26 protein-coding genes and 1 tRNA gene are annotated in these 21847 nt (G+C 48.0%); 22 read left to right on the top strand and 5 right to left on the bottom strand.

What is annotated here, in order from left to right:
- Positions 1-45: 45 nt before the first annotated feature.
- Both E1963_RS12865 and E1963_RS12860 read left to right on the top strand, forming a co-directional pair.
- Positions 46-369 (top strand): thioredoxin family protein, encoded by a 324-nt coding sequence (locus E1963_RS12865; protein WP_132278556.1) that lies wholly within the window; start codon positions 46-48, stop codon positions 367-369.
- Positions 370-464: 95 nt separating this feature from the next.
- A complete protein-coding gene (locus E1963_RS12860; RefSeq protein WP_243117716.1) occupies positions 465-1679 on the top strand; it encodes a DUF1002 domain-containing protein in 1215 nt (404 codons plus the stop codon).
- Between the two features lie 118 nt (positions 1680-1797).
- On the opposite strand, the gene proC is transcribed toward E1963_RS12860, so the two are convergent.
- The 4 genes from proC to E1963_RS12840 all read right to left on the bottom strand — a co-directional run bounded on the left by proC (position 1798) and on the right by E1963_RS12840 (position 5218).
- Positions 1798-2595, bottom strand: coding sequence for a pyrroline-5-carboxylate reductase (proC, locus tag E1963_RS12855; RefSeq protein WP_132278554.1), 798 nt, complete (start codon positions 2593-2595; stop codon positions 1798-1800).
- Between the two features lie 61 nt (positions 2596-2656).
- The gene (locus E1963_RS12850) at positions 2657-3919 is read right to left on the bottom strand and encodes an amidohydrolase (protein ID WP_132278552.1); all 1263 of its coding nucleotides are present in this window, start codon (positions 3917-3919) and stop codon (positions 2657-2659) included.
- The gene (locus E1963_RS12845) at positions 3906-4610 is read right to left on the bottom strand and encodes an L-2-amino-thiazoline-4-carboxylic acid hydrolase (RefSeq protein WP_132278550.1); all 705 of its coding nucleotides are present in this window, start codon (positions 4608-4610) and stop codon (positions 3906-3908) included. The genes E1963_RS12850 and E1963_RS12845 overlap by 14 nt, the downstream gene beginning before the upstream one ends.
- A gap of 95 nt (positions 4611-4705) precedes the next feature.
- Complete coding sequence (locus E1963_RS12840) at positions 4706-5218, bottom strand: DUF6512 family protein (protein ID WP_132278548.1); 513 nt, start codon at positions 5216-5218, stop codon at positions 4706-4708.
- 130 nt (positions 5219-5348) lie between these two features.
- Here E1963_RS12840 and E1963_RS12835 point away from each other — a divergent pair, with 130 nt between their 5' ends.
- The 9 genes from E1963_RS12835 (at position 5349) to E1963_RS12795 (ending at position 12975) form a co-directional block, all read left to right on the top strand.
- On the top strand, positions 5349-5987 hold the full coding sequence (locus E1963_RS12835; RefSeq protein ID WP_132278546.1) for a TetR/AcrR family transcriptional regulator: 639 nt from the start codon (positions 5349-5351) through the stop codon (positions 5985-5987).
- A gap of 91 nt (positions 5988-6078) precedes the next feature.
- Positions 6079-7338, top strand: a complete 1260-nt coding sequence (locus tag E1963_RS12830; RefSeq protein ID WP_243117715.1) for an MFS transporter — start codon at positions 6079-6081, stop codon at positions 7336-7338.
- Between the two features lie 106 nt (positions 7339-7444).
- Positions 7445-7517, top strand: a tRNA-Lys gene (locus tag E1963_RS12825).
- A gap of 436 nt (positions 7518-7953) precedes the next feature.
- Positions 7954-8979 carry a 2-keto-3-deoxygluconate permease gene (locus E1963_RS12820; protein ID WP_167482194.1) on the top strand — a complete coding sequence of 342 codons (1026 nt, stop codon included), beginning with the start codon at positions 7954-7956 and terminating at the stop codon, positions 8977-8979.
- Between the two features lie 86 nt (positions 8980-9065).
- Entirely contained in the window at positions 9066-10070 is a 1005-nt protein-coding gene (locus E1963_RS12815) for an N-acyl homoserine lactonase family protein (RefSeq protein WP_132278542.1), read from the top strand.
- 23 nt (positions 10071-10093) lie between these two features.
- A complete protein-coding gene (locus tag E1963_RS12810) occupies positions 10094-11344 on the top strand; it encodes a Tm-1-like ATP-binding domain-containing protein (protein ID WP_132278540.1) in 1251 nt (416 codons plus the stop codon).
- A 23-nt stretch (positions 11345-11367) separates the two neighbouring features.
- On the top strand, positions 11368-11973 hold the full coding sequence (locus tag E1963_RS12805) for a class II aldolase/adducin family protein (protein ID WP_132278538.1): 606 nt from the start codon (positions 11368-11370) through the stop codon (positions 11971-11973).
- A 29-nt stretch (positions 11974-12002) separates the two neighbouring features.
- Positions 12003-12713, top strand: a complete 711-nt coding sequence (locus tag E1963_RS12800) for a GntR family transcriptional regulator (protein WP_243117714.1) — start codon at positions 12003-12005, stop codon at positions 12711-12713.
- A 10-nt stretch (positions 12714-12723) separates the two neighbouring features.
- The gene (locus tag E1963_RS12795; protein WP_132278534.1) at positions 12724-12975 is read left to right on the top strand and encodes a polya polymerase; all 252 of its coding nucleotides are present in this window, start codon (positions 12724-12726) and stop codon (positions 12973-12975) included.
- Positions 12976-13140: 165 nt separating this feature from the next.
- Here E1963_RS12795 and E1963_RS12790 read toward each other — a convergent pair whose 3' ends face one another.
- A complete protein-coding gene (locus E1963_RS12790; protein WP_132278532.1) occupies positions 13141-13674 on the bottom strand; it encodes a hypothetical protein in 534 nt (177 codons plus the stop codon).
- Between the two features lie 138 nt (positions 13675-13812).
- Here E1963_RS12790 and E1963_RS12785 point away from each other — a divergent pair, with 138 nt between their 5' ends.
- The 11 genes from E1963_RS12785 to E1963_RS12745 all read left to right on the top strand — a co-directional run bounded on the left by E1963_RS12785 (position 13813) and on the right by E1963_RS12745 (position 21842).
- Entirely contained in the window at positions 13813-14493 is a 681-nt protein-coding gene (locus tag E1963_RS12785) for a response regulator transcription factor (protein ID WP_132278530.1), read from the top strand.
- The gene (locus tag E1963_RS12780) at positions 14490-15728 is read left to right on the top strand and encodes a sensor histidine kinase (protein ID WP_132278528.1); all 1239 of its coding nucleotides are present in this window, start codon (positions 14490-14492) and stop codon (positions 15726-15728) included. The genes E1963_RS12785 and E1963_RS12780 overlap by 4 nt, the downstream gene beginning before the upstream one ends.
- 237 nt (positions 15729-15965) lie before the next feature.
- Complete coding sequence (locus E1963_RS12775; RefSeq protein WP_132278526.1) at positions 15966-16952, top strand: ornithine cyclodeaminase family protein; 987 nt, start codon at positions 15966-15968, stop codon at positions 16950-16952.
- 93 nt (positions 16953-17045) lie between these two features.
- Positions 17046-17843, top strand: coding sequence for a TrmB family transcriptional regulator (locus E1963_RS12770; protein ID WP_132278524.1), 798 nt, complete (start codon positions 17046-17048; stop codon positions 17841-17843).
- A gap of 138 nt (positions 17844-17981) precedes the next feature.
- Positions 17982-18170 (top strand): hypothetical protein, encoded by a 189-nt coding sequence (locus tag E1963_RS19450; protein ID WP_145964187.1) that lies wholly within the window; start codon positions 17982-17984, stop codon positions 18168-18170.
- Between the two features lie 203 nt (positions 18171-18373).
- Positions 18374-18505: a hypothetical protein gene (locus E1963_RS21325; protein WP_262201157.1), complete on the top strand. Its 132-nt coding sequence runs from the start codon at positions 18374-18376 to the stop codon at positions 18503-18505.
- Between the two features lie 81 nt (positions 18506-18586).
- Positions 18587-19009, top strand: a complete 423-nt coding sequence (locus tag E1963_RS12765) for a hypothetical protein (RefSeq protein ID WP_132278522.1) — start codon at positions 18587-18589, stop codon at positions 19007-19009.
- Positions 19010-19047: 38 nt separating this feature from the next.
- The gene (locus E1963_RS12760) at positions 19048-19710 is read left to right on the top strand and encodes a F0F1 ATP synthase subunit A (RefSeq protein WP_132278620.1); all 663 of its coding nucleotides are present in this window, start codon (positions 19048-19050) and stop codon (positions 19708-19710) included.
- Positions 19711-19756: 46 nt separating this feature from the next.
- On the top strand, positions 19757-19942 hold the full coding sequence (atpE, locus tag E1963_RS12755; RefSeq protein WP_132278618.1) for an ATP synthase F0 subunit C: 186 nt from the start codon (positions 19757-19759) through the stop codon (positions 19940-19942).
- A 20-nt stretch (positions 19943-19962) separates the two neighbouring features.
- Positions 19963-20595: a F0F1 ATP synthase subunit delta gene (locus tag E1963_RS12750; protein WP_132278520.1), complete on the top strand. Its 633-nt coding sequence runs from the start codon at positions 19963-19965 to the stop codon at positions 20593-20595.
- Positions 20596-20600: 5 nt separating this feature from the next.
- Positions 20601-21842, top strand: coding sequence for a F0F1 ATP synthase subunit alpha (locus tag E1963_RS12745; protein WP_201272038.1), 1242 nt, complete (start codon positions 20601-20603; stop codon positions 21840-21842).
- Positions 21843-21847 lie beyond the last annotated feature (5 nt).

Raw genomic sequence — 21847 nt, 5'->3', positions numbered from 1 at the left:
ATCCCAAGTGCTGACATAAAGATGGCTTAAGAAAGGTTGAAACTTATGCTACATTTAACAGCTAAAGATTTTGATTCGGAAGTAAAGCACGAGAGTCTTCCGGTGGTCGTTATGTTTTATGCGGTCTGGTGCGGTAAATGCGCTATGATGAAGCCGATTGCGGAGGATGCGGAGAAGAAATATAGAAGAAAAATCAAGTTCTGTGAGGTTGAGACAGAAGAGTCGAAGCTTTTGGCGGCGGAGTATGACACAGAAATCGTGCCGACGTTCATATGTTTTAAGGACGGCAGGATAGTAGGGACAATGCGGGGAATCATCGATGAGGACGTATTCTACGACAGAATACAGAAAATATTCAGAAATAGTTAAGGGGCTGTTTCTTTGCAAATGTCCGGGAATATGATATATTATGTGGGAGCTTACTAATAATTGATGAAAAGGGGGTATGGTGGTTGCACCAGACTATGATGAAAAAGTTTAAGAAGATAATACCGGTTATGATGGCAGCTGTGCTGGCATTTGTCAGCGTACCGTTCACAACGCTGGCAGACAGCTCTAAGGTTGTGACGCTTGGAGCGAACCTTACAGAAGAACAGAAGAAATCCATGTATGATTACTTCGGCACATCTGCAGATAAGGTTGATACGATTGAGGTTACGAATGCAGATGAAAGAAAATATATGGAAGGAATCGCTTCGGAAGCCCAGATCGGAACGCGGACATACAGCTGTTCTTATGTAGAGCCGACCGGCAGCGGCGGGATCCAGGTGAAGGTGGCGAACCTTACATTTGTCACGAGCTCTATGATTGCAAGTACGCTTCTTACCTCAGGGGTGGAAAACTGCAACGTGGTGGCGGGTTCTCCGATTGAAGTGTCCGGAACAGGCGCGCTCACGGGAATCATGATGGCATATGAGAAGGCCAGCGGTGAAGAGCTGAGCGAAGACCAGAAGGCCACTGCAACGGAAGAGCTTGTCACGACGGGTGAGCTTGCGGAGTCTATCGGCCAGCAGGAAGCGGCAGATCTGATGAACGAGGTGAAGCAGGAAGTCATAGAAGACGGGCTGAAGGATGATGACGAGATTGAAGGTGCCGTAAATGACGCGGCGGACAGCCAGAACGTGTCTCTGAATGATGACCAGAAGGCCAAAATCGTATCACTTATGAAGAGCATATCAGAGTATGATTATGACGTGAAGGCGCTGAAGAATACGCTTGAGAACCTGGAAGGCAAAAGCGAAGGCTTCTTCTCCAACCTGTGGAACTCGATTAAGTCTTTCTTCACAGGTGGAGACAGTGACGGCGGCATTATAAATAATACGAATGACAGTATCCTGGGCGACAATGCTGTTATCGACAGTACGATCGACGCTCTGAAGTCTAAAGATTCCGGTGACGGCGAAAGCTTCTGGGATAAGATAGTCAACTTCTTCAAGAACCTTTTCGGTGGTGATGATGAGGGTGATGCGTCAGATAATTCCGACAAGAGCAATACTTCCGATGATGTGGATGTGCCGGACTCTTCTGACAGTCCTCAGGATAACGGCGATGAAGCGCCCGTAGATGGAGCTGATAAACTGCAGGAGGATGGTACCGGCAGCGGTACAGATACCCAGGATAGCCAGGACGGCCAGGGCACCCAGGGAAATGAAGGGCAGCAGGACGGAACATCAGAATAAAATAAACGTAATTGGGGACGTAACCATTTTCAATTTTGTTACGTCCCCAATTGCATTTTGCCCTGTACCTAAATGAACTAGACCCTGTACCTAAATAAGAATCTAATGAACTATTATTTTAGAGACGCCGGGATTTTTCGCTTCCGGCATTGATGCATTCGATAACGGCAGCCCTCATGCCGCCTTTTTCCAAAGCTTCACATCCTTCAATCGTTGTGCCGCCGGGTGAGGTTACCATGTCTTTTAACTGGCCCGGATGAATATTCATGTCAAGAATCATCTTTGCAGTTCCGAGACATGTCTGGGCGGCAAGGCGGTAAGCGGTAGCTCTTGGGAGACCTTGCTTGACACCGCCGTCGGCCATTGCTTCGATGAACATGGCGACATAGGCAGGTCCGCCGCCGCTTAATCCGCACACGGCATCGATGAGGTGTTCCGGTACGAGTTCTACGACACCGATAGAATTATAGATCTGCTGTACTTCTGCAAGCTCCTCTTCTTTGAAATCATTGTCTGAACAGAGGGCAAATGCTCCTTCAAAGACCATAGCCGGAGTATTTGGCATAATGCGGAGGATGCGGGGTGAGCCACTGATCATCGTACGTAGACGTTCCACTGTAACTCCGGCAACGATAGACATCATGGCCTTGCCATCCAGTGCAGCTGCACATTGGGCAAGCGCCTCAGAGGTGTTCTGGGGTTTAACAGCCAGCAGGATGATATCGCTGCTTCGGCACACGTCCTCATCATCCTTAGAAAGATTTACGCCCCAGCCGCGTGCCTTATTCATCATCTCAGGATTAATGTCATATACATAGGCGTTCTCCTTAGGAAGGACACCACTTTTCAAGGCACCGTAGAGAATAGCGCCCCCCATGTTTCCACAGCCGATAATACCGATATTCTTAGTAATCATGTTTATCTCCTTTCATTGGGGACGTAAGAAAATTAAAAATGGTTACGTCCCTAATTGAGTTTTACCCTGTCCCTAAATGGAATTTCCAGGCATTTTGTAAATTTTCTGGTTTCTCAATCAATTGTTTTGTGCCTTCAGCCATGCATCGGGCAGCGTAGAGCATTCCTTTTTTGCCGATGCTCATTCCGGCCTGTCTGGCGGCGGCCCAGTGGTGGAGGGGGGTGCCCCTGCACATGGCGGCGGCGCTCAACGTTATCGTCGGGACCGTGTGGCTGACTTCGGAGACGTCGGTACCGATAGAGATGGGTACCGGCTCCTGTTCAAGTGGTTCCAGCCCCTGGAAATATATGCCGCCATTGTCAAGGCCGGCTTCTTCACTGATCTGAGCGGCGAAGCGGATTTCATCCTCGGTGTACTTGGGGATGGGAACCCGGGTCATCGCGTCATAATATATCTCTGCCAGCACACGGTTGACTTTCATCTCCTTACAGCTTCCGACGAGCTCGATTTCTAACTCTGTTCCGGTCATCAGGGCTGCACCCCTGGCACAGTCGTCCACGCGCCTGCTTGCGTCTTCGGTGCGCGAACGCCTGCTTGAGCGGATGAAGTAGTTCGTCTGTGCGTAGTCCGGAACGACATTGGCCGGAAGGCCGTTATCTTTGTAGGCATAGTGCATGCGTACATCCTGGGGCACATGTTCGCGCAGATAGTTGACACCTACATTCATGAGTTCTGCAGCGTCCAGCGCGCTCCTTCCTTCCTCAGGAGAGCGGGAAGCATGGGCGCTGACTCCGTGGAAGATATAATTCTTGATATCCTGGGACTGCCAGATATCGTTGCTTACCCTGTTGCGGTCAAATGGATGCCACGTCACAGCGGCATCCAGGCCGTCGAATATGCCTTGGCGGTTCATGATTATCTTGCCGGACATAATCTCTTCTGCCGGGCAGCCGAATACATGAAGGGTACCACCCATTCCGGATGCCTCCATATATGCCTTCAGTGCACAGGCAGCGGCAGCCACTGCTGTGCCGAGCAGATTATGTCCGCATGCGTGGCCGATTTCAGCCAGGGCGTCATATTCGGCCAGAAAGCCGATGGCTGGCTTACCCTTGCCCCAAGATGCAGTAAAAGCGGTATCGATACCTGCGGTCTTCCATGCAATCCGGAATCCGCCCGCCTCCAGAAAGTCGGCCAGACACCGGGAAGACAGCGTCTCTTCATATGCCGTTTCGGGGTGCTGGTATATATAATCCGCAGCCGCTTCTATGGATGTCTCATGGTCAGAGAGCCATTCTGCGATGATGTTATCAGAACTGTTCATGGTCCACTCCTTCTAATACGTCGAGATATTCCTGCCCAAACGTACGTACATAGTCTTCCAGGGCAAGGGCAACAGCCTTCTCTCCTTGAGCTCCAAGCATTTCTTTTAGCATATTGCCGACCGTGTGGAGCAGATGGGCAGTGTGGAAATTAAAGTCTTTCATACAAGACGTGCCTAGCTCTTTCTTCTTATCCGCAAGCTGTCTGGCTTCGTCTGCCGTCAGAGGATGTCCCCAGTCGAACTCGCAACGCTCACCGCCCCAGCTAAGAGCAGTTGTAGTTGGTGTACAGACAAAGTCCGGGCGGAATCCCTGGTAAACTGCATTGTCTACATTGACACAATAATATTTCCCGTAGTCGAGAAGCCCGTGCTTCTTCCAGGCGTCGCACCAGGCACAGCGTGATATGTAAGTCTTAAGCGTAGGCTCGGTACGCAGCTGTCCGAACTCCATCTGCCCGTCGAAGTCAGGTTTCCATTCCCCATAAGCCTGGTTCGTCATCGTCGTCAATTCGTCACCGCGGGCCAGCGCTCTGGCGGCCATCCGGGCGCCACGCTCGCGTCCATAGGCGGTCATCCCCTCAAGCACTGCCTCTTTGCCCTCTTCTTTGCACAGCTCTATCGCGTGCTTTGCGAGATATGCAAAAAGCACTGCGTGATGTTCTATTTTACATTTTACAGATTCTATTGCCATAATCCCATACCCCTTTCTTGTAACGCATTAAAGTAAATTCGTCAATTATATTATACAGCCAAGAAAAGTATATGAAAACCATAATTTAAGAATATTTATACCGGAGAAAAGAACAATGGCAGATTCGGCGGGTGGCATGTGAAGAAAAAGAAACATACGACAGCAAGAATCCAGCCCGTAAACACGAGCGAACTGGCATTCTTGCAGACAGGGCACCGATAGAACACAGGGGCTGCACGGAAAGCAAGCAGGACACTGAGGAAGAATATAAATATATCGAGAACGACAAAACTCCGCCCGACGATACCCGTATACGTGTAAAAGATTACTACTATGGCAGACATCCCAAACAGGACAGCTAGCAAGCGCGAACAAAAATATCGGAAAAGAGACGTCCTGTGCTCATAGCAATAGATAAAGATAACCACGAAAAGATACGGGAAAAACAACAGCTTCAGATGTTCCCATACGGATTCATTGACAGGACAAAAGAGAGCGGCGGCTGCGCTTTCATACGTCCACTCGTACAGGAAATGGTTCAGGCATCCCAGTACCGCCACAGCGATAATGTACGGAAGATCCGCCTTGTTATATAATTTTTTTATCATAACTTGTCCTCCTTATACTAATATATGAAGGGAAAGAAAAAATATGAAAAGTATTTGACAAACAGGTAAAGCAGTGATAACATATACATACCAAACGAATGTATGAATGTCTGCAGATGAGGAAAGTAAAATGGCAAGGAACAAATATCCTGAAATGACGGTCCAGCGCATACTAGATGCGTCTATGAAATTATTTCTGGAAAAGGGTTATGAAAATACGACCATCCAGGATATCGTAGATGAGCTCGGCGACTTGAGCAAAGGTGCGATTTATCATCATTTTAAATCAAAAGAAGATATCATCCGGGCTGTCGGAGACAAGGTACACGAAGGTGTGGACTTCCGAACGATGTATGACAGTGCTGATAACATGACAGGCCGCGAGAAGTTAAAGCAGATGATACTATACAGCGTGAAGAATGCGGACCAGAGGAAGCTCATGAAGTCAGCGCCTACCATCATGCAGAATCCCAAGTTCCTGGCTATGGAAGTGCGGGAGTCTGTAAGCGAGTTCGCACCCATTATAGCCTCCTATATCGAAGAAGGAAATAAGGACGGTTCACTGAAGGTCAAATATCCGGCTGAGGCAGCGGAAGTTCTGATGCTGCTGGCGAATATCTGGATCAACCCGCTTGTATTTGCGGTAGATATGGATAGGTTTGAACGTAAGCTGGGGTGTATCGAACAGGTCCTGAACGGTACCGGACTTACGATAGTGGATGATGAAGTAAGGGAGGCGTTACTGGATATGCGGAAAGTACTGGACTAAAAAAAAGCGGTCTGAAATCTTCAGGCCGCATATATTATAGTCACATACATACCAAACGAATGTATGAAAAGGAGAATGAAATATGAAATTGATGAACAGAAATTTTGTGCTAGTAGTGATTGGGCAGATCATATCACTGTTCGGGAACAGTATCCTGCGATTTGCACTGCCTCTGTACCTGCTTGACGCGACGGGGTCTTCCGTCGTGTTTGGCGCGGCCATGGCGTGCTCTTTCATCCCGATGGCCCTGCTCTCGCCTGTCGGCGGCCTGCTGGCAGACAGGATTAACAAGAAAAATATTATGGTATTTCTGGATTTTTCAACGGCGCTGCTGACAGTTCTGTTCCTGCTGGGGATCCATGTGTACTCTCCGGTGATGCTCGTCACCATGGTCATGATCATATTATCCGGCATACAGGCAGTGTATCAGCCGTCTGTGCAGGCAAGCATGCCGCTTCTGCAAGAGAAGGAGAACCTTATGACCGCCAATGCAATCATCAATCAGATCAATGCACTGTCCGGGCTGCTTGGACCGGTGGCAGGCGGCATCGTATACGGCGTGTGGGGCCTGACCCCTGTCGTGGCCGCAGGCTGCGTCTGCTTCTTCCTGTCTGCCGTTATGGAAATCTTTATCAGGATACCGGATGTGAAGCAAAAGGCGGAAAAGAGCATATGGGCTACCGTAAAGCTGGATATGGGCAGCAGCGTCAATTATATCCGGAAGGAGCAGCCCGTCATCAAAAAAGTAGTTGTCCTTATCGCATTTTTCAACCTGTTTCTGACTTCCCTCATCATCGTAGGCGTACCTGTCATCGTAAAGATCTATCTCGGACTTTCCAGCCAGCTCTATGGCTATGCCCAAGGGTTCGGCGCTGCGGGAGGGCTTATCGGAGGAGTGCTGACAGGCATATTGGCGGGTAAGCTCAAGATACAGAAAGCATGGAAGCTTCTGCTATGGACATCATTTGCACTGTTTCCGATGGGGGCTATACTTGCGTTACCGGTACCTGCGATGGCAGCCTATATTGTCATGACGCTCTGCTATGGCGTCATCATGATGATAGCAACTATGTTCTCTGTTCAGATGCTGGCCTATGTGCAGGAAGTCACTCCGGTCCGCCTTGTCGGAAAAGTCATCTCGATGGCGATGGCAGTCTCCATGTGTGCACAGCCGGTTGGGCAGGCTATGTATGGGGTGCTGTTCGATAAGCTTGGACATGTGCCGTATCTCGTCGTCGGCGGAGCGCTCGTCGTGACGGCTGGGACCGTAATAATGGCAAGGCATATATTTGCCGGAATCAAAACAGGACGTGAGCAGGCAGCAAAGATAGCTGAAATAGATCTTGTCTAAAAAAGCTGAAAAAATTTGTAAAAAGGGCTTGCAATTTGGCAGACGATATTATATAATTACCCTTGCGTCACAGGTGACAGGCTTACCTGCGGCAGCATAGGGAAATGCGCGATTAGCTCAGCTGGCAGAGCACCTGACTCTTAATCAGGGTGTCCAGGGTTCGAACCCCTGATCGCGCAGTTGAAAATCACTGTTTTTGGAGCATTTGGTACTCCGGGGACGGTGGTTTTTTTCGTGCAGATCCGCATGGATAAAGGTGTTTCGGGTTTTCGGATGGAAAGGGGGAAGGTACACAGGCAGAAAAGAAGTTTTCTATGTAATAAGGTTATATTATCCCTTGCTTGGGAAAAGGGAGGTAAAGAGACAGCAACGGTTAAGACAAGGTATTGCGTAAAGCCAAGCCAAGGAAGAACGGTTAACGGAGAGAATAATACTCTCCGTTTTTTTTTACGCATATTAAAAGTACTACATGACAGAAAGTATAAATATGCACAAAAATAAATTAATATATTTAGCATATTAGTCAGATTGACAAATAAACGATTACAAGGTATTATAAATTAAAGATAAATCGTATCCAATATCCAATATCCAAAAATAAGGAGGTAACAAAGGATGAAGGAAAACAAAAGTTTTTTTAAGCTAATGCAGAAAGTACCCGGTGGGCTGATTATCGTTCCTATGCTTATCGGAGTGGTCTGCAACACATTTATACCCAATGCCCTGGAGATAGGGGGATTTACAACTGGAATGTTTAAGACCGGTACAGCCTGTCTGTTAGGAATGTTTCTCCTGCTGAATGGCGCATCTATTAACGTAAAGAAAATAGGAATGCCGATTTACAAAGGATTTGTGTTGACAGCTATGAAGTTTGTATTTGGAGTAGCATTTGGCCTCATCGTTACAAAGATATGCGGCGTTGCCGGGTTTGCAGGAATTACGCCAATGGCGATTATCGCAGCATTGACCAATTCGGCAGGCGGATTATATCTGGGACTTGCCCAGCAATATGGGGATGAGACAGACGCTGGTGCCATCTCGATCTTATCATTGAATGACGGACCGTTTTTTACAATGATTGCAATGGGAACTGCAGGTATGGCATCTATTCCGCTGAATGCATTTATTGCTACTTTGATTCCGCTGAGTATTGGAATCATCTGGGGCAACCTGGATGACACATTCCGTAAAGTTGCTGCAGATGCGATGCCGATAATCACATTTTTTATGATGATTCCAATTGGAGCAGGAATGAGCCTTGCAAGTCTTGCACAAGGTGGATTAGCAGGCATTGTCCTCGCTATTATTTCCGCATTAACAGCATTTTTGTTCTACTTTTTATTCCAGCTTTTCCTGCCAAAGAAGAAGAGAAATGCAATGGGGGCAGCAGTGGGAACTACAGCAGCTAATGCAACTAGTGTTCCGGTATCTGTTGCAGAAGTGGATCCGACATGGCAGCCATATGCAAATGCGGCAACGGCTCAGGTAGCAGTGTCAGCAATCGTAACAGCATTTACGGCACCAATTATCACATCTATGTGTGATAAACATATGAGAAAGAAAAAACTAGGTATTTATTCCGATGAAGCAATAGCAGAAATTGAAGCAAAAGAAGCTGCTGCTGAGCCACAAGTACAGTAGTACTTATAATGACAGACCAGATTATAAAAAGGTCACTATATAATATTTATTAAAATAAACAAGTTTAAGAAAGAGAGGATATTATTATGGCATTAACAATCAGACCACTGAACTCAGGTTACATTCCAACAAAACCACTGGAGTACTGGTACCACTTTTCCTGCAAAAAATATGTAGAGAAACTCGGAGTTACCAATGATTCCGACCAGCTTCCGGATTTGACATTCTTAATTGAAGGCGGAGACAAACTGGTGCTTGTTGACACAGGTATGTCATGGACGGAGCACGCAGATAAATATCACCACGGGCCATCCCTTCAGAGACCAGGTATTGATGATATTGAGTCCCGTCTGGTGCAGGCAGGATATAAACCATCCGATGTGGACATCGTATTATTTACGCACCTTCACTGGGATCATGTATTCTATCTTGAAAAATTTACAAAGGCACGTTTTATCTGCCATGAGACAGAGTGGAATTATGCGCATAATCCAATTCCACTGCACTATAAATCATACTGCCGTCCAATCATCGCCAAAGATGGAGATGTTACCTGTGGAGATGAATTTATCGCACCATATGACCAGCCAGGTGTGTATGAGCGGTTTGAAACTGTAAAAGGTGAAGTGGAAATCGTTCCGGGAGTGAGCGTATATGAGTCTTTTGGACATTGTCCGGGTCATATGACCGTTGTTGTGGAAACAGAGAAGGGACCTTATTACTGCGTAGGAGATTCCGTATTTGTGATGGGAAATGTAGATGCACCTCAGGATATGCAGGAAGAACTCCACTATGATATCTGCCCTCCAGGAAGATATGTAGACATTGTTGCAGCATGGGAGACGATTCGCGACACACTGCGCCGCTGCAAAGAGGCTGGGGTGGATCCGCACAAACATCTGCTGCTTGCCCATGACGTCATTTTATCAGCAGCAGTTGAAAAATATGAAGATTCCCATGATAACAAGCTTCCTGTAATCGGATCAAAAGACAGTGATTTCGTATATGAAGAGTATAAGAGCGCAATTATTGAAAAGGATTCTAAAAAAGCAGCTAAGAAGGTAGAAACAAAATATTTTAGCTTTAGCTAAATGAAAGATTGATGGTGATGCGTATGAAGACAATCGCAATTATTGAAAGCTGTGATACGAAATACAAAGAAGCAAAGTTCATAAAAGATTTTATCGAAAAGGAAGGAGTGGAGGGGCTGGTCATTAATACGGCAACCGGCCCTGCCAAGTCTTATCACTATGATATTTCCAGAGAAGAAGTGGCCGAATCATACGGTACCCCATGGTCTGAGATGGAGCCGAAGACAAAAGGGGAAAAGATTGATTTCATGAAAGATGCAGTTGCTGCATATGTGGAAAAGCTGTATGCAGAAGGGCGAATCCACGGTATCATCTCAGTAGGCGGTCTGCAGAATACGGTGATGGCGGCAAATGCCATGCAGAGGCTGCCGATTGGATTTCCAAAGGTAATGGCTACCACGGTAGCAAGCGGAACAAGGAAGTTTGACCTGGTGGTAGGAGATAAGGATATTACGGTCATGCCTGCAATCTGTGACTTTACAGGATTAAATATTGTGACCAGGCAGGTCATTTCCAATGCCTGCGCCTGTTGTGTCGGCATGGTGAAGTTCGCCGGAAATGTTCTGGAAAAAGGGGAAAAGCCAGTTGTGGCAGTGACTCTGATGGGTGTTACCAACAACGGTGCTGTTGCTGCTGTAGATGAGCTTGAGAAAGCAGGAATGGAAGTTATCGGATTTCATGCTACCGGAGTAGGCGGAGCTACCATGGAGGAAATGGCATCCAATGGGCTGGTAGACGGTATCCTGGATTTGACACTGCATGAACTTACAAGTGAATATTTTGGAGGCGGTTTCTCATACGGGCCAAAAGCAAGTACACGTCTTGTAAAGTCTGTGGACAAAAAAGTGCCATTGGTGATCAGTCTTGGAGGACTGGATTTTGTAGACTTCAGTACCAGCGAACTTCCGGAACGTATGGATGAGAGAAAGCATATGCTGCACAATGCCAACACTGCTCATATTAAGATCCTTCCGGGTGAGGCAGAAGCATTAGGAAAGGTTCTGACGGACAGACTCAGCAAAGTGACATATCCGGTGAAGCTTCTCATTCCAACCAAGGGAATGCGGCATAATACAAAAGCAGGAGAAGAACTGTATTCACCGGAGACTGACAACGTATTGATACAGACAATCGTGGACAATGTGAATGATAATGTAGAAGTTATCTTAATCCCTCACAACCTTGACACAAAAGAATTTGGAAACAAGGCAGCTCATTATATCATTCAGGAAATGAAGCAAAGAGGAACATTACCGGAAGATTTTACATATTAAAATAAGAATTGGAGGATAGATGCATGACTCAGGAAGTATATGAAATAGCAGAAAATCTTGTGATTGCAAGTAAAAGAGCTTATAATAGAGGTATACAGACTGGCAGCGGCGGAAATGTCAGTGCCAGGATACCAGGGTCAGAGACCATGCTTGTTAAGGCAAGCGGCGGATCACTGGGAGATTGTACACCCGAAGGCTTTCTGATTACTGATTTTGACGGGAATCTCATTGAAGGGCAGGGAAAACCTACAAGAGAAGCGTTGCTGCATGGATACATATATCGACTCAGACCGGATGTAAACGCAGTGGTACATGTGCATTCTCCTTATGCTATTGGATGGTCATCGTCAAAGAAGAATCTGCCCCTTGTAACATGGCATTCCAAACTGAAGAATCCGGCAGATTATCCTACGCTTGATGTCCATGCTGCCATGGTACGTCCGGAAGATGTGCCCATGGTAGAAGATATGTTCCAAAAAACACCCGATATCTCAGCTTTTTTGTTAGCTGACCATGGTGTCGTAGCGATGGGAAAAGATCCTCTTGCCGCAGAGCACAGTGCTGAATTTGTAGAGGAAACAGCACAAGTGGCAATATTGGGAAAACTGGTCGAAAAGCTCGGTCTGTAAATATGAGAAAGTAGAAGAGTTGATCCATTATGAGTAATCGTGTGACAATGAATCAGAATGAATCTGTAATGCTGCAGAGAGATACCCTTCCCATGCAGATTTTAAGTAAATTAATGGACTGGATCATGGATGGGACCCTGAAAATGGGCGAAAAGCTCAACACAGAAGAGCTTGCCAGACAGCTTGGAGTCAGCCGTATGCCAATCAGAGAGGCATTGAATGGCCTGGAGAAAATGGGGCTTGCTGAGTCTGTTCCCTATGTAGGAATGAAGCTGGTGTCCCTGACTCAGGAGGATGTCCTGCAGATTTACCAGATGCGGCAGGCATTAGAGCCTCTTGTGGCAGAAAAAGCCTGTGCCAATATAACAGATGGAGATTTGCAGGAGCTTGAGAAGATTCATGAGGATTATATCCAAATCGTAAGAGAACCGGAATTAGACGCAAAGAAGTTGTACCTGCAGAACCGGAAGTTTCATTTTGCAGTCTATTCGATTAGTGGGATGGACCGTGTGTGTTCTGTTATCGAATCTTTGTGGGATACGCTTTCTTTCTTCAAGCTAATCTATGGGCGGGATGTTATAAAAAACAGCGAGGGAGTCGACAAGATCATCGCGGAGCACCAGAGCTATATTGATGCTTTGAAGGCCGGAGATTCCGAATCACTGAGACAGAAGCTTTGCGCTACGCTTGCCAAGAGGATTGAAGGAATCTCTGCAGAGTCTGATTATTATACGTTATAAAGGAGAGTCTATGAAAATCGAAAATGTAACAAACATACCAGAGTTTTTCGAAGTAGTCGACAGTTGTAAAGGGCGGGTGGAACTTCTGACCGGAGAAGGGGATCGTCTGAACCTGAAGTCTAAGCTTTGCCAGTATTTGTCTATCGCTCAGATATTTTCCAGATGCGAGGATTTGCATCTGGAGATTGTGGCAAGTGAAGAGGAAGATTTGCGTAAGCTTTACCAGTATTTTGTAAAAAATGAAGAAAAGATTGATATGTAAATTTAAATTGCCAATCAATAAATGTCAACAGTAAATCGCCAGTGAATCCTGTAGCATCGTTACGTTAGCTCTTTGGGGGAAAAGAGGGTGTAGGAGCGGGACTTTCCAGTCCCGCTCCTACGATAATAGAAAGATATGCTATTGTTCAACTGCCCTGTCCGCAAATCAGTCGTCGATTCCAAACAATACCTCCAGCTTGTCTTCAGCAGTATCAAGGATATCCTCAAGAGCGTCGATGTCTTTTTCCTGCTGCCTGTACGCAGCAGCGTCAAGTGAGCCGCTGCGGTACTCATTTTCCAGATTATCATCATAGAGGTCCAGCTGATGGTCGATATCGTCCAGCTCATTCTTTAATGTATAGAACTGTTCCCGCTGTTCGGCGGCCGTACCGGACGGAGCGGCTGAATTAACCTTCTCCGCGGCGGCTTCGACTGCGGATTTGAGTGTATCGTAATCAGCGCTGCCGGCAGATGTGGAGCCATCCTGCCCTTGTGTGTCGGCACCGGAAGCATTGCTGTCCGTACCGTTGCTATCAGAACCGGTGCCTGCGTTCTTGCGCTCCAGATCCGTCACCTGCTGCTCCAGCTTTTCTACCTTATCTTCCAGTTTGTCTTCATGGCCGTCAGAACATCCTGTCAGTACGGATGATACTAATACAAGAGTTAATCCTGCTGCTGTAATGATACGTTTCCTTTTCATATATGAATACCTTCCTTTTCTTTTGATACGCCTATCTTATAGTATAAAAATTAAAACAACATTAAAATATAAGTTTAAATATATTTTAATGAGAGTTTCATCTTTTTATACTATAATAAGACAAAGAGGTGAGGTAATATGCGTATACTTGTAGTAGAAGACGAACGAAATCTTCAGAATGTGATTAGAAAAAGGCTGGAAAAGGAACATTACAGTACAGACGGCGTGGGCGACGGTGCTGAGGCGCTGGAGTATATCAGGCAGACGGACTATGATGCTGTGATCCTGGACATCATGCTTCCAGGCATGCCAGGGACAGAAGTCCTGAAGACGATGCGCAGGGAAGGGAAACGCACGCCGGTCTTGTTCCTCACAGCCAGAGACGCGATTGAGGACAGGGTGCGCGGGCTTGACCTGGGTGCCGATGACTATCTGGTGAAGCCGTTTGGATTTGAAGAGCTTCTGGCCAGAATACGTGTGATGATACGCAGGAACAGCCAGTCCGTCGAACTGGATAACGTATTGCGCGCGGGAAACCTTACGATGAATATAAGGACACACCAGGTGCACAGAGGGGATGCAGAGATCGACCTGTCCGCAAGAGAATTCCAGATTCTGGAGTATCTTCTGCGCAACAAGGGATGCGTCCTAACAAGAGAAGCCATCGAGGCACATGTATGGAATTATGATTATATCGGTGGCTCCAATATGATAGACGTGTATATCAGATATCTCAGAAGAAAAATAGAGGAAGGGCATGAAGGGAAGCTGATCCATACGGTACGAGGAAAAGGATATGTATTGAGGGAAGAAGTATGAAACGAAACGCAGTAAGGATGAAGATAACACTATGGTATGCTTTGATCATACTCCTGCTTATGGTAGGGCCTCTGACCGCTCTCGTATTCACGGCTGAAAAAGTGTCATGGAACAGAGCGGAAGGGAACCTGAAGGAAAGCCTGCATGACTTTATGGAGGAGATTGACATACATGCGGACGGCTACGAGACGGAAGAGGACACGGAATATTATGATGATGGCGTGAGCTTCAGCATATACGATGAAGGGGGCAAGCTGAGGGAAGGCAATGTGCCTGTGCATTTTCCGGAAGACACGGTGCTAAAAAGCGGTGAAGTGCAGAGCGTCTCATCAGTAGATAGAAAATGGATTACTTATGATGAAGCCTATCGGACGGAAGGGCAGATTATCTGGTTCCGGGCCGTGGGATCGGCAGGCGACCTGTCTATGATGGGGCAGGTTCTGCTGACCCTTGTGCTGGACATCACCCCTGTTCTGGCAGTTCTTGCCATCGTAGGAGGCTATGTCATCACAGGCAGGACGCTGAAGCCGGTGGAGGAGGCGCTGGAAAGGGAACGGGTATTCACGGCGGACGTATCCCATGAACTGCGGACACCGGTGTCTGTGATTACATCAGAGAGTGAATTTGCCCTGATGCCGGAGACCTCCAAAGAAGAAATGCAGGAAAGCCTGTCGGTTATCCTTAAGCAGGTGGGCAGAATGTCGGACCTGATAGAGCAGCTCCTTGTACTGTCGCGGGGGGAAGCCGGCGTACAGAAGCTTCAGATGAAGGAAGTCGATATGAGCGTCCTGGCTCAGCTGACTGCAGAAGAGATGGGAGAAAAGGCGGAAGCAGAGGGTATCAGGATTGTGACGGACATCAGCCCGAGCCTCAAGGTACGGGGCAGTGAAGAAATGCTGATGCGCCTTTTTATAAATCTCCTGGAAAACAGCATACGTTACGGGAAGAAAGGCGGAACCGTGCTGGTATCTCTCACCTGTGATGGGAACTTTGTAAAAGGCTGTGTGGAGGATGACGGGTGCGGCATAAAGAAGGAGGACCTGCCGCATATATGGGAACGGTTCTACCAGGCAGATGCCGTGCGGACAAAAGACGGGCGCAGGGGGGTTGGTCTGGGGCTGCCGATGGTACAATGGATCGTGAAGGTCCACCGGGGAAGGATCCAGGCAGAGAGCAGACTGGATGAAGGAACGAGATTCACATTCTGGCTGCCGGTATCTGAATCCGGCAGATAGAATTGCTCACGGACTATATTGACCTTGCATCAAGGGAAGACTTCCAGGATATTCTCGATGCGATTGACCGGTTCATCTATTTTGAAAGCCGCAAGTGCTGAAAGGATATTATATAATCAGAATTGTGCTGAATTAATGTGAATGTATTGACAATGGGAAGGGAGACGCATTATAATATACCCCAAAAGGAGTTACTAAATATAAAAAATATCCATTTAGTAAAAAAGGAGGTACGATATGCTGTTATTATCCAGAGAGGATATCAAAAAAGTATTTACGATCAAGGACGCGATCGAAGCAGACAAAAAGGCGTTTCGGCTCGTAGTCGAAGGGAAGTGTGACGCGCCGCTGCGCACGAATATCCAGGCGCCCAAGCATGACGGCTGCTTTTTGTTCATGCCCGCCTATGTTGAAGAGATGGATACGGCATCGCTGAAAATTATCAACATATTCCCACATAATATAGACAATGGAATACCGTCATCACCGGCACAGGTGCTGCTCATTGACGGCAAGACAGGAATCGTGACGGCAGTGCTGGACGGTACATATGTGACACAGCTGCGGACGGGTGCGGCTTCTGGCGCGGCGTTCGACGTGCTTGCACGGAAGGATGCCAGAATCGGTGCGCTTATCGGGACCGGCGGTCAGGCGGCGACACAGCTCGAGGCCATGATGGCTGCACGTGATTTGGAAGAAGTGAGGGTGTATGACCTGAACTATGAACGTACGCAGGAATTTGCGGCCCGTATGCAGGAGGAGCTTAAGGACTATGGCACGAAGATCGTGGCAGTCAGATCTTCTGATGAAGCGGTTGAGGGTGCGGACCTTTTGATTACAGTTACACCATCTTCCAAACCGGTATTCGACGGGACAAAGGTGAAGGATGGGGCCACCATAAGCTGTGTGGGCGCCTACCAGCATCATATGCAGGAGATGGATCCACGTATCCTTACCCGTGCGTCCAAGATATATTTTGATTCCGAGGATGCTGTATTATCAGAGTCCGGCGATATCCTTATTCCGCTTGAAGAAGGGATCATTACAAAGGATGACTTTACGGGCGACCTTGGCGATGTAATAAGAGGCAAGATCGCAGGGCGTGAACATGACGATGAAATCATCGTGTTTGAGACGGTAGGCGTTGCAACGCAGGATCTTGTGGCAGCCAAGGAAATCTATGAGAAGGCAGTGGCAGCCGGTGTCGGCACCAACTGGAACTAGAAGTAGGAACGCAATATGCCGCATATCAGTATCAAGATGTATCCCGGAAGAACTATACGTAAAGGCAAATTTCTAGGCAGGTGAGGGCTCCCCATGGATAATGAAATCATAATGCTCAATAAGATCGGACTGACCGATGCAGAGGCCAAAGTTTATCTTACGCTCCTGCAGAACGGCAGCCTGTCCGGGTATGAGGCAGGAAAGCTGGCGGGGGTGCCACGTTCCAAGATATACAATATACTGGAATCGCTCATCCAGAAAGGCTTCATACTCTACACAGAATATGAAAGCAACAACAAATACGCAGCAGTCCCGATGACGGAGGTGGCGGAACGGGTTGAAGATGAGACTAAGAATGTCCTGTCGGACTTAAAAGAGCGCCTCAGCATCTTTCCTCAGAAGACGAATCTGGACTATATCTGGCATATCAGGACGAATGGCAATGTATTCGCCAAATGCAGAGATATTATCAGAAAGACGAAGGAGGAGCTGCTTCTACAGATCTGGACAGAGGATCTCCCATGCATCCTGGATGACGTCCGGAAGCTGGAAGAGAAGGGGCTGAGGCTCGGTGTCGTCATATTTGGAGCCAAAGAAGAGGAGGAGATTCCTCTTAAGAAGTATTGCAGGCACGGTATGGGGCAAGAGAAAAAAAAGGAGATGGGAGGACGCTGGATTACACTCGTGTCGGACAGGAGCGAAGTAGTGTTTGGACAGATCATAAGCGACACGATTGCCGAGGTGATCTGGACAGAGAGCAGGCCTATGATATCCCTTGCGGCAGAGTGTGTCAGACATGACATGTACTTCTATAAGAGCGCCGACAAATTTACGGACCTCATGCAGCAGGAATATGGGGATGACCTGAAAGGGATACGCAATATATTCTAATCTTAAAAAACGAGAACAGGCACAGCGTGCAGCAGGCATGCCGCGCCTGTTTTTTTGCCTTCAAAGCAGCCGAATCTTTTCTGCGCAAACACAAACAAATTAAGGAAGAACCGAAAAAAAGCATTAGACACGTTAGATGTGTCTAAGACACGCTCGGATAAAATCTGTAAAATTATTGCGAGGATGACGGAAGGAAGAAAAAAGTTGCGGACGAGCGAGGAGATCAGCAGTTCCATCATCCGCACACAGGACGTGGGTTGCGGCGCTAAAGGGCATAGGTCCAAGGACTATGAACGGCGAGGAGAAAGTGAATTTGAGGCGGATTAAGCAAATGGCTGCCCGAATGCGGTGAAGGTGGAAGATATGAGAAAAACACAAGCTTCATCCAGGCGCAGGGTGATGCTGGCAGAGAACGGCAGCGTTCAAGCGTTGCCGCTACTCCGGGAGCATTTGACATATCAGAGGGGAATATCACCCTGTCGGAAAACGGGGGCTATAAACAGATAGATAAGCTGGATGCGGTAGTGTCAATGGGGATCCAGGGAGATGAGCAGAACACCGTCACCGGGTCTACCGGAGAGTTCGGCATTCATGTAGAGCGGGGCACTTCTCCGACGATTCAGGTGCAGGCCATTGAAAGAAAGGCTACATCGCGATACTGAAGAATCATATGACAGTGCTGAACCAGATAGCAGACTCGAGAGACGCGGTATCAGGCGTCAACAAAGATGAAGAGGTGATGGATGATGAGCGCAGTCCATGATCTGGCCGTGGCAGCTATGGGACTGTGGTCGTACAGGGAAGTATGTTCTCCCTTCTCGGCAGAGTATCGTATAGGGATCTTTACGTTGGCGCTGCTGTCCGCAGCCGCCATACTTGTTCTGCTGGCAAGGTTCATGCCTGCGAAAGAGCTGTCGGCCCTGATGCATTCCAGAGAGAAGAGCATGAGTATTATTGAAGGCCTGTCTTACTTTTCAAAATATATAGAAGCCGGGGGGAGCAATAATTATTCCCGTCTCCTGCGGGAAGAGATCTGTCCGAATGTACACCCGGACGACCGTATCAAAGTGCTGGAAGAGAGCACGCCCCATTCTCAAGAGCGGCAGGAGACCCGCCTTCTGAACGAGATGGCAAGCAGTTATTTCATTACAGAAAAAAAGACATGAAGGAAGGGGATATTACGGAAGAGCTGACAAAGAATCTGCTGGAAGAGTTGAATTGCCAGACCGTTTTTACAATTCCGGTATTTGGCGGTATTGCTGTGGATGAATCCATTGTCGTAACACGGCTGATCATGGCGGTACTTACGGTCCTGTCGGTTGTATTTGTGAGGAACCTGAGCGTTGAACACCCTGGCAGGCTGCAGCTTGCACTGGAATCTTCCATCGGATGGGCGCAGGATTTCTTTGAAGGGATCATCGGCAAGGAAAATAAGAGGTACATGCCTTATCTGATTACGGTAGCCCTCTACCTGGCAGTTTCTAATGTTATAGGGCTGCTTGGCTTCAAACCTCCGACAAAAGACTTGAACGTGACGGCCGCATTGGCAGTCATGAGCATGGTTCTGATCGAATATTCAGGTATCCGAAAGAACGGAGGGAAGCACTGGGTGAAGCATTTCGCCAGCCCGGTCCCCGTAGTCGCGCCCATCATGGTGCTGGAGGTCTTTATCAGGCCGCTTTCGCTCTGTATGCGGCTGTTTGGCAATATGCTCGGGGGCTTTGTCGTAATGGAACTGATTAAGCTTGTGGTTCCGCTGCTTGTACCGATACCGCTTAGTTTTTATTTTGATATATTTGACGGATTGTTACAGGCATATGTGTTTGTATTCCTCACGGCACTATTTATGAATGAGGAAATGGAATAGCAAAAGGAATAGTAAAAAGTAGAAAAGGAGATAAAGAAGAATTATGATGGGTACGATTATAGCTATTGGTGCAGGGGTTGCAGTGTTGACGGGACTTGGTGCAGGAATCGGCATCAGGATTGCAACGGGAAAGGCGACAGACGCTATCGCAAGGCAGCCGGAGGCAGAAGGCAAGATAAGCAAGACGTTGATTCTCGGGTGTGCACTCGCAGAGGCGACAGCTATCTTCTGATCCGTCCAGTTACCGGTATCATGGAGAAAAGAGAAGCCATGATTGCGGACAGGATTGAACATGCACAGAAGGAACAGGAAAAAGCGCTGGAGCTTAAGAGGCGGTATGAAGAGTCTCTTAATGGCGCCAAGGAAGAATCCAGAAAGCTGATCGAACAGGCTAAGCTGGATGCGAAGAATGAATATGACCGCATCGTAAGTGACGCCGACGCCAAGTCAGGCAGAATGCTTCAGACAGCCAGGGCTGCCATCTGTGCGGAGAGAGAACAGACGATGCGCCGCATGAAAGCGGCGAAGCACCGTGTCATAGACCGGATATTCCCGGCTGCGGTGAGAAGCTTGCTGAAGGTTGCGGCAGATGATGGAAAGATTGGATATGTACCCGAAAGTATAGACGTATACAGAGAGCGGATGGAGAGGAAAGCAGGAATAGTGGCAGCCAGCCTTGTCTATGCCGAACCTCCTGCGGGAGCACGTCTTGCAAAGATGGAACAGGTCATATGCAGGAAATGCAAGTCATCCGGCGTGCGCTGGAAGATGCGGGAGGATAAGTCGCTCATTGGAGGGTTCCTCTTGCATGTGGACGGCAGAGAATATGACTATACCGTGCAGGGCCGATTAAAAAGGCTGGAACAAAAATTAACCCGGAGGTGATGAGATTGGGTGCAATCAGCGCAGATGAAATTATCTCGATCTTAAGAGAAGAGATAGAGAATTATGATACAGTAAGCAGAGACAAGGAAACCGGCACAGTGGTCTCGGTCGGCGGCGGGATCGCCTCCATCTATGGCATAGACCATGCCATGTATGGGGAGATCGTGACGCTGGAGACAGGCCTGAAAGGGATGGTGCAGGACATACGGCAGAATGAGATAAGCTGCATTCTCTTCGGGGACGACTCTGATATAAAAGAAGGGAGCAAGGCTGCACGTACCGGAAAGAGAGCAGGAATCCCGGTAGGTGAGAAATATATCGGAAGAATCGTGGATGCACTAGGAGCGCCGATTGACGGACTGGGCGGTATCGAGGCGGACGGCTACCGGCCTGTGGAGCAGGAGGCTCCCGGTATCGTGGAACGTAAGTCTGTGAGTGTGCCGCTTCAGTACATCGTGCCCTATTCCGCAACAGCTTTGGCAGAATACTTCATGTATCAGGGAAGAGACGTGCTGATCGTGTATGATGACCTGTCAAAGCATGCAGTGGCCTACCGGGCGATCTCCCTCCTTCTCGGACGTTCCCCTGGCCGGGAAGCGTATCCGGGTGATGTCTTCTACCTGCATTCTCGTCTTCTTGAGCGGAGCAGCCGCCTGAACGAAAAGGCGGGAGGGGGTTCCATCACCGCTCTGCCGATTATCGAGACGCAGGCGGGGGATGTATCTGCATACATTCCTACGAATGTCATATCCATTACAGACGGCCAGATATTCCTGGAGAGCGACTTGTTCAATGCCGGCATGCGTCCTGCGGTCAACGTGGGACTCTCCGTATCCCGTGTAGGAGGGGCAGCTCAGACGAAGGCGATGAAAAAAGCTTCCGGCAGCGTGCGTATCGATCTGGCCCAGTCCCGTGAGATGGAGTCCTTTACACAGTTCAGTTCAGACCTGGATGAGGCCACGAAAATGCAGCTGAAATACGGCGCCTGCCTCACGGAGCTCCTGAAACAGCCTCTGTGCCATCCGCTCAGCCTGCATAAACAGGTTATTACTCTTTGCGCGGCGACCCATAAAGTGCTTCTTGATGTGGACACGAAGGACATAAAGGAATTTCAGACAGGTATGCTGGATTATATCGGGAAGACGTATCCAGAAATCGGGAAAGAGATAGAAGAGAGGCAGACGCTCGACGATGCGCTGACAGATAAGATTCTGAAAGCGGTCGGAGAATATAAAGAAAACAGATGAGCAGG

The organism is Extibacter muris, assembly GCF_004345005.1.
GTDB classification, from domain to species: Bacteria; Bacillota; Clostridia; order Lachnospirales; family Lachnospiraceae; genus Extibacter; species Extibacter muris.
This window is presented reverse-complemented; position numbering and strand designations above follow the sequence as displayed.

Bases quoted from the DNA above. Each gene is read 5' to 3' on its own strand.
- E1963_RS12800 (WP_243117714.1), top strand. From the start codon at position 12,003: ATGAGTAATCGTGTGACAATGAATCAGAATGAATCTGTAATGCTGCAG.
- E1963_RS12865 (WP_132278556.1), top strand. From the start codon at position 46: ATGCTACATTTAACAGCTAAAGATTTTGATTCGGAAGTAAAGCACGAG.
- E1963_RS12775 (WP_132278526.1), top strand. From the start codon at position 15,966: ATGCTGTTATTATCCAGAGAGGATATCAAAAAAGTATTTACGATCAAG.
- E1963_RS12835 (WP_132278546.1), top strand. From the start codon at position 5,349: ATGGCAAGGAACAAATATCCTGAAATGACGGTCCAGCGCATACTAGAT.
- E1963_RS12840 (WP_132278548.1), bottom strand. From the start codon at position 5,218: ATGATAAAAAAATTATATAACAAGGCGGATCTTCCGTACATTATCGCT.
- E1963_RS12810 (WP_132278540.1), top strand. From the start codon at position 10,094: ATGAAGACAATCGCAATTATTGAAAGCTGTGATACGAAATACAAAGAA.
- atpE (WP_132278618.1), top strand. From the start codon at position 19,757: ATGGGTACGATTATAGCTATTGGTGCAGGGGTTGCAGTGTTGACGGGA.
- E1963_RS21325 (WP_262201157.1), top strand. From the start codon at position 18,374: ATGGGGATCCAGGGAGATGAGCAGAACACCGTCACCGGGTCTACCGGA.
- E1963_RS12845 (WP_132278550.1), bottom strand. From the start codon at position 4,610: ATGGCAATAGAATCTGTAAAATGTAAAATAGAACATCACGCAGTGCTT.
- E1963_RS12770 (WP_132278524.1), top strand. From the start codon at position 17,046: ATGGATAATGAAATCATAATGCTCAATAAGATCGGACTGACCGATGCA.
- E1963_RS12750 (WP_132278520.1), top strand. From the start codon at position 19,963: ATGGAGAAAAGAGAAGCCATGATTGCGGACAGGATTGAACATGCACAG.
- proC (WP_132278554.1), bottom strand. From the start codon at position 2,595: ATGATTACTAAGAATATCGGTATTATCGGCTGTGGAAACATGGGGGGC.
- E1963_RS12860 (WP_243117716.1), top strand. From the start codon at position 465: ATGATGAAAAAGTTTAAGAAGATAATACCGGTTATGATGGCAGCTGTG.
- E1963_RS12790 (WP_132278532.1), bottom strand. From the start codon at position 13,674: ATGAAAAGGAAACGTATCATTACAGCAGCAGGATTAACTCTTGTATTA.
- E1963_RS12780 (WP_132278528.1), top strand. From the start codon at position 14,490: ATGAAACGAAACGCAGTAAGGATGAAGATAACACTATGGTATGCTTTG.
- E1963_RS12850 (WP_132278552.1), bottom strand. From the start codon at position 3,919: ATGAACAGTTCTGATAACATCATCGCAGAATGGCTCTCTGACCATGAG.
- E1963_RS12795 (WP_132278534.1), top strand. From the start codon at position 12,724: ATGAAAATCGAAAATGTAACAAACATACCAGAGTTTTTCGAAGTAGTC.
- E1963_RS12815 (WP_132278542.1), top strand. From the start codon at position 9,066: ATGGCATTAACAATCAGACCACTGAACTCAGGTTACATTCCAACAAAA.
- E1963_RS12805 (WP_132278538.1), top strand. From the start codon at position 11,368: ATGACTCAGGAAGTATATGAAATAGCAGAAAATCTTGTGATTGCAAGT.
- E1963_RS12765 (WP_132278522.1), top strand. From the start codon at position 18,587: ATGATGAGCGCAGTCCATGATCTGGCCGTGGCAGCTATGGGACTGTGG.
- E1963_RS12785 (WP_132278530.1), top strand. From the start codon at position 13,813: ATGCGTATACTTGTAGTAGAAGACGAACGAAATCTTCAGAATGTGATT.
- E1963_RS12820 (WP_167482194.1), top strand. From the start codon at position 7,954: ATGAAGGAAAACAAAAGTTTTTTTAAGCTAATGCAGAAAGTACCCGGT.
- E1963_RS12830 (WP_243117715.1), top strand. From the start codon at position 6,079: ATGAACAGAAATTTTGTGCTAGTAGTGATTGGGCAGATCATATCACTG.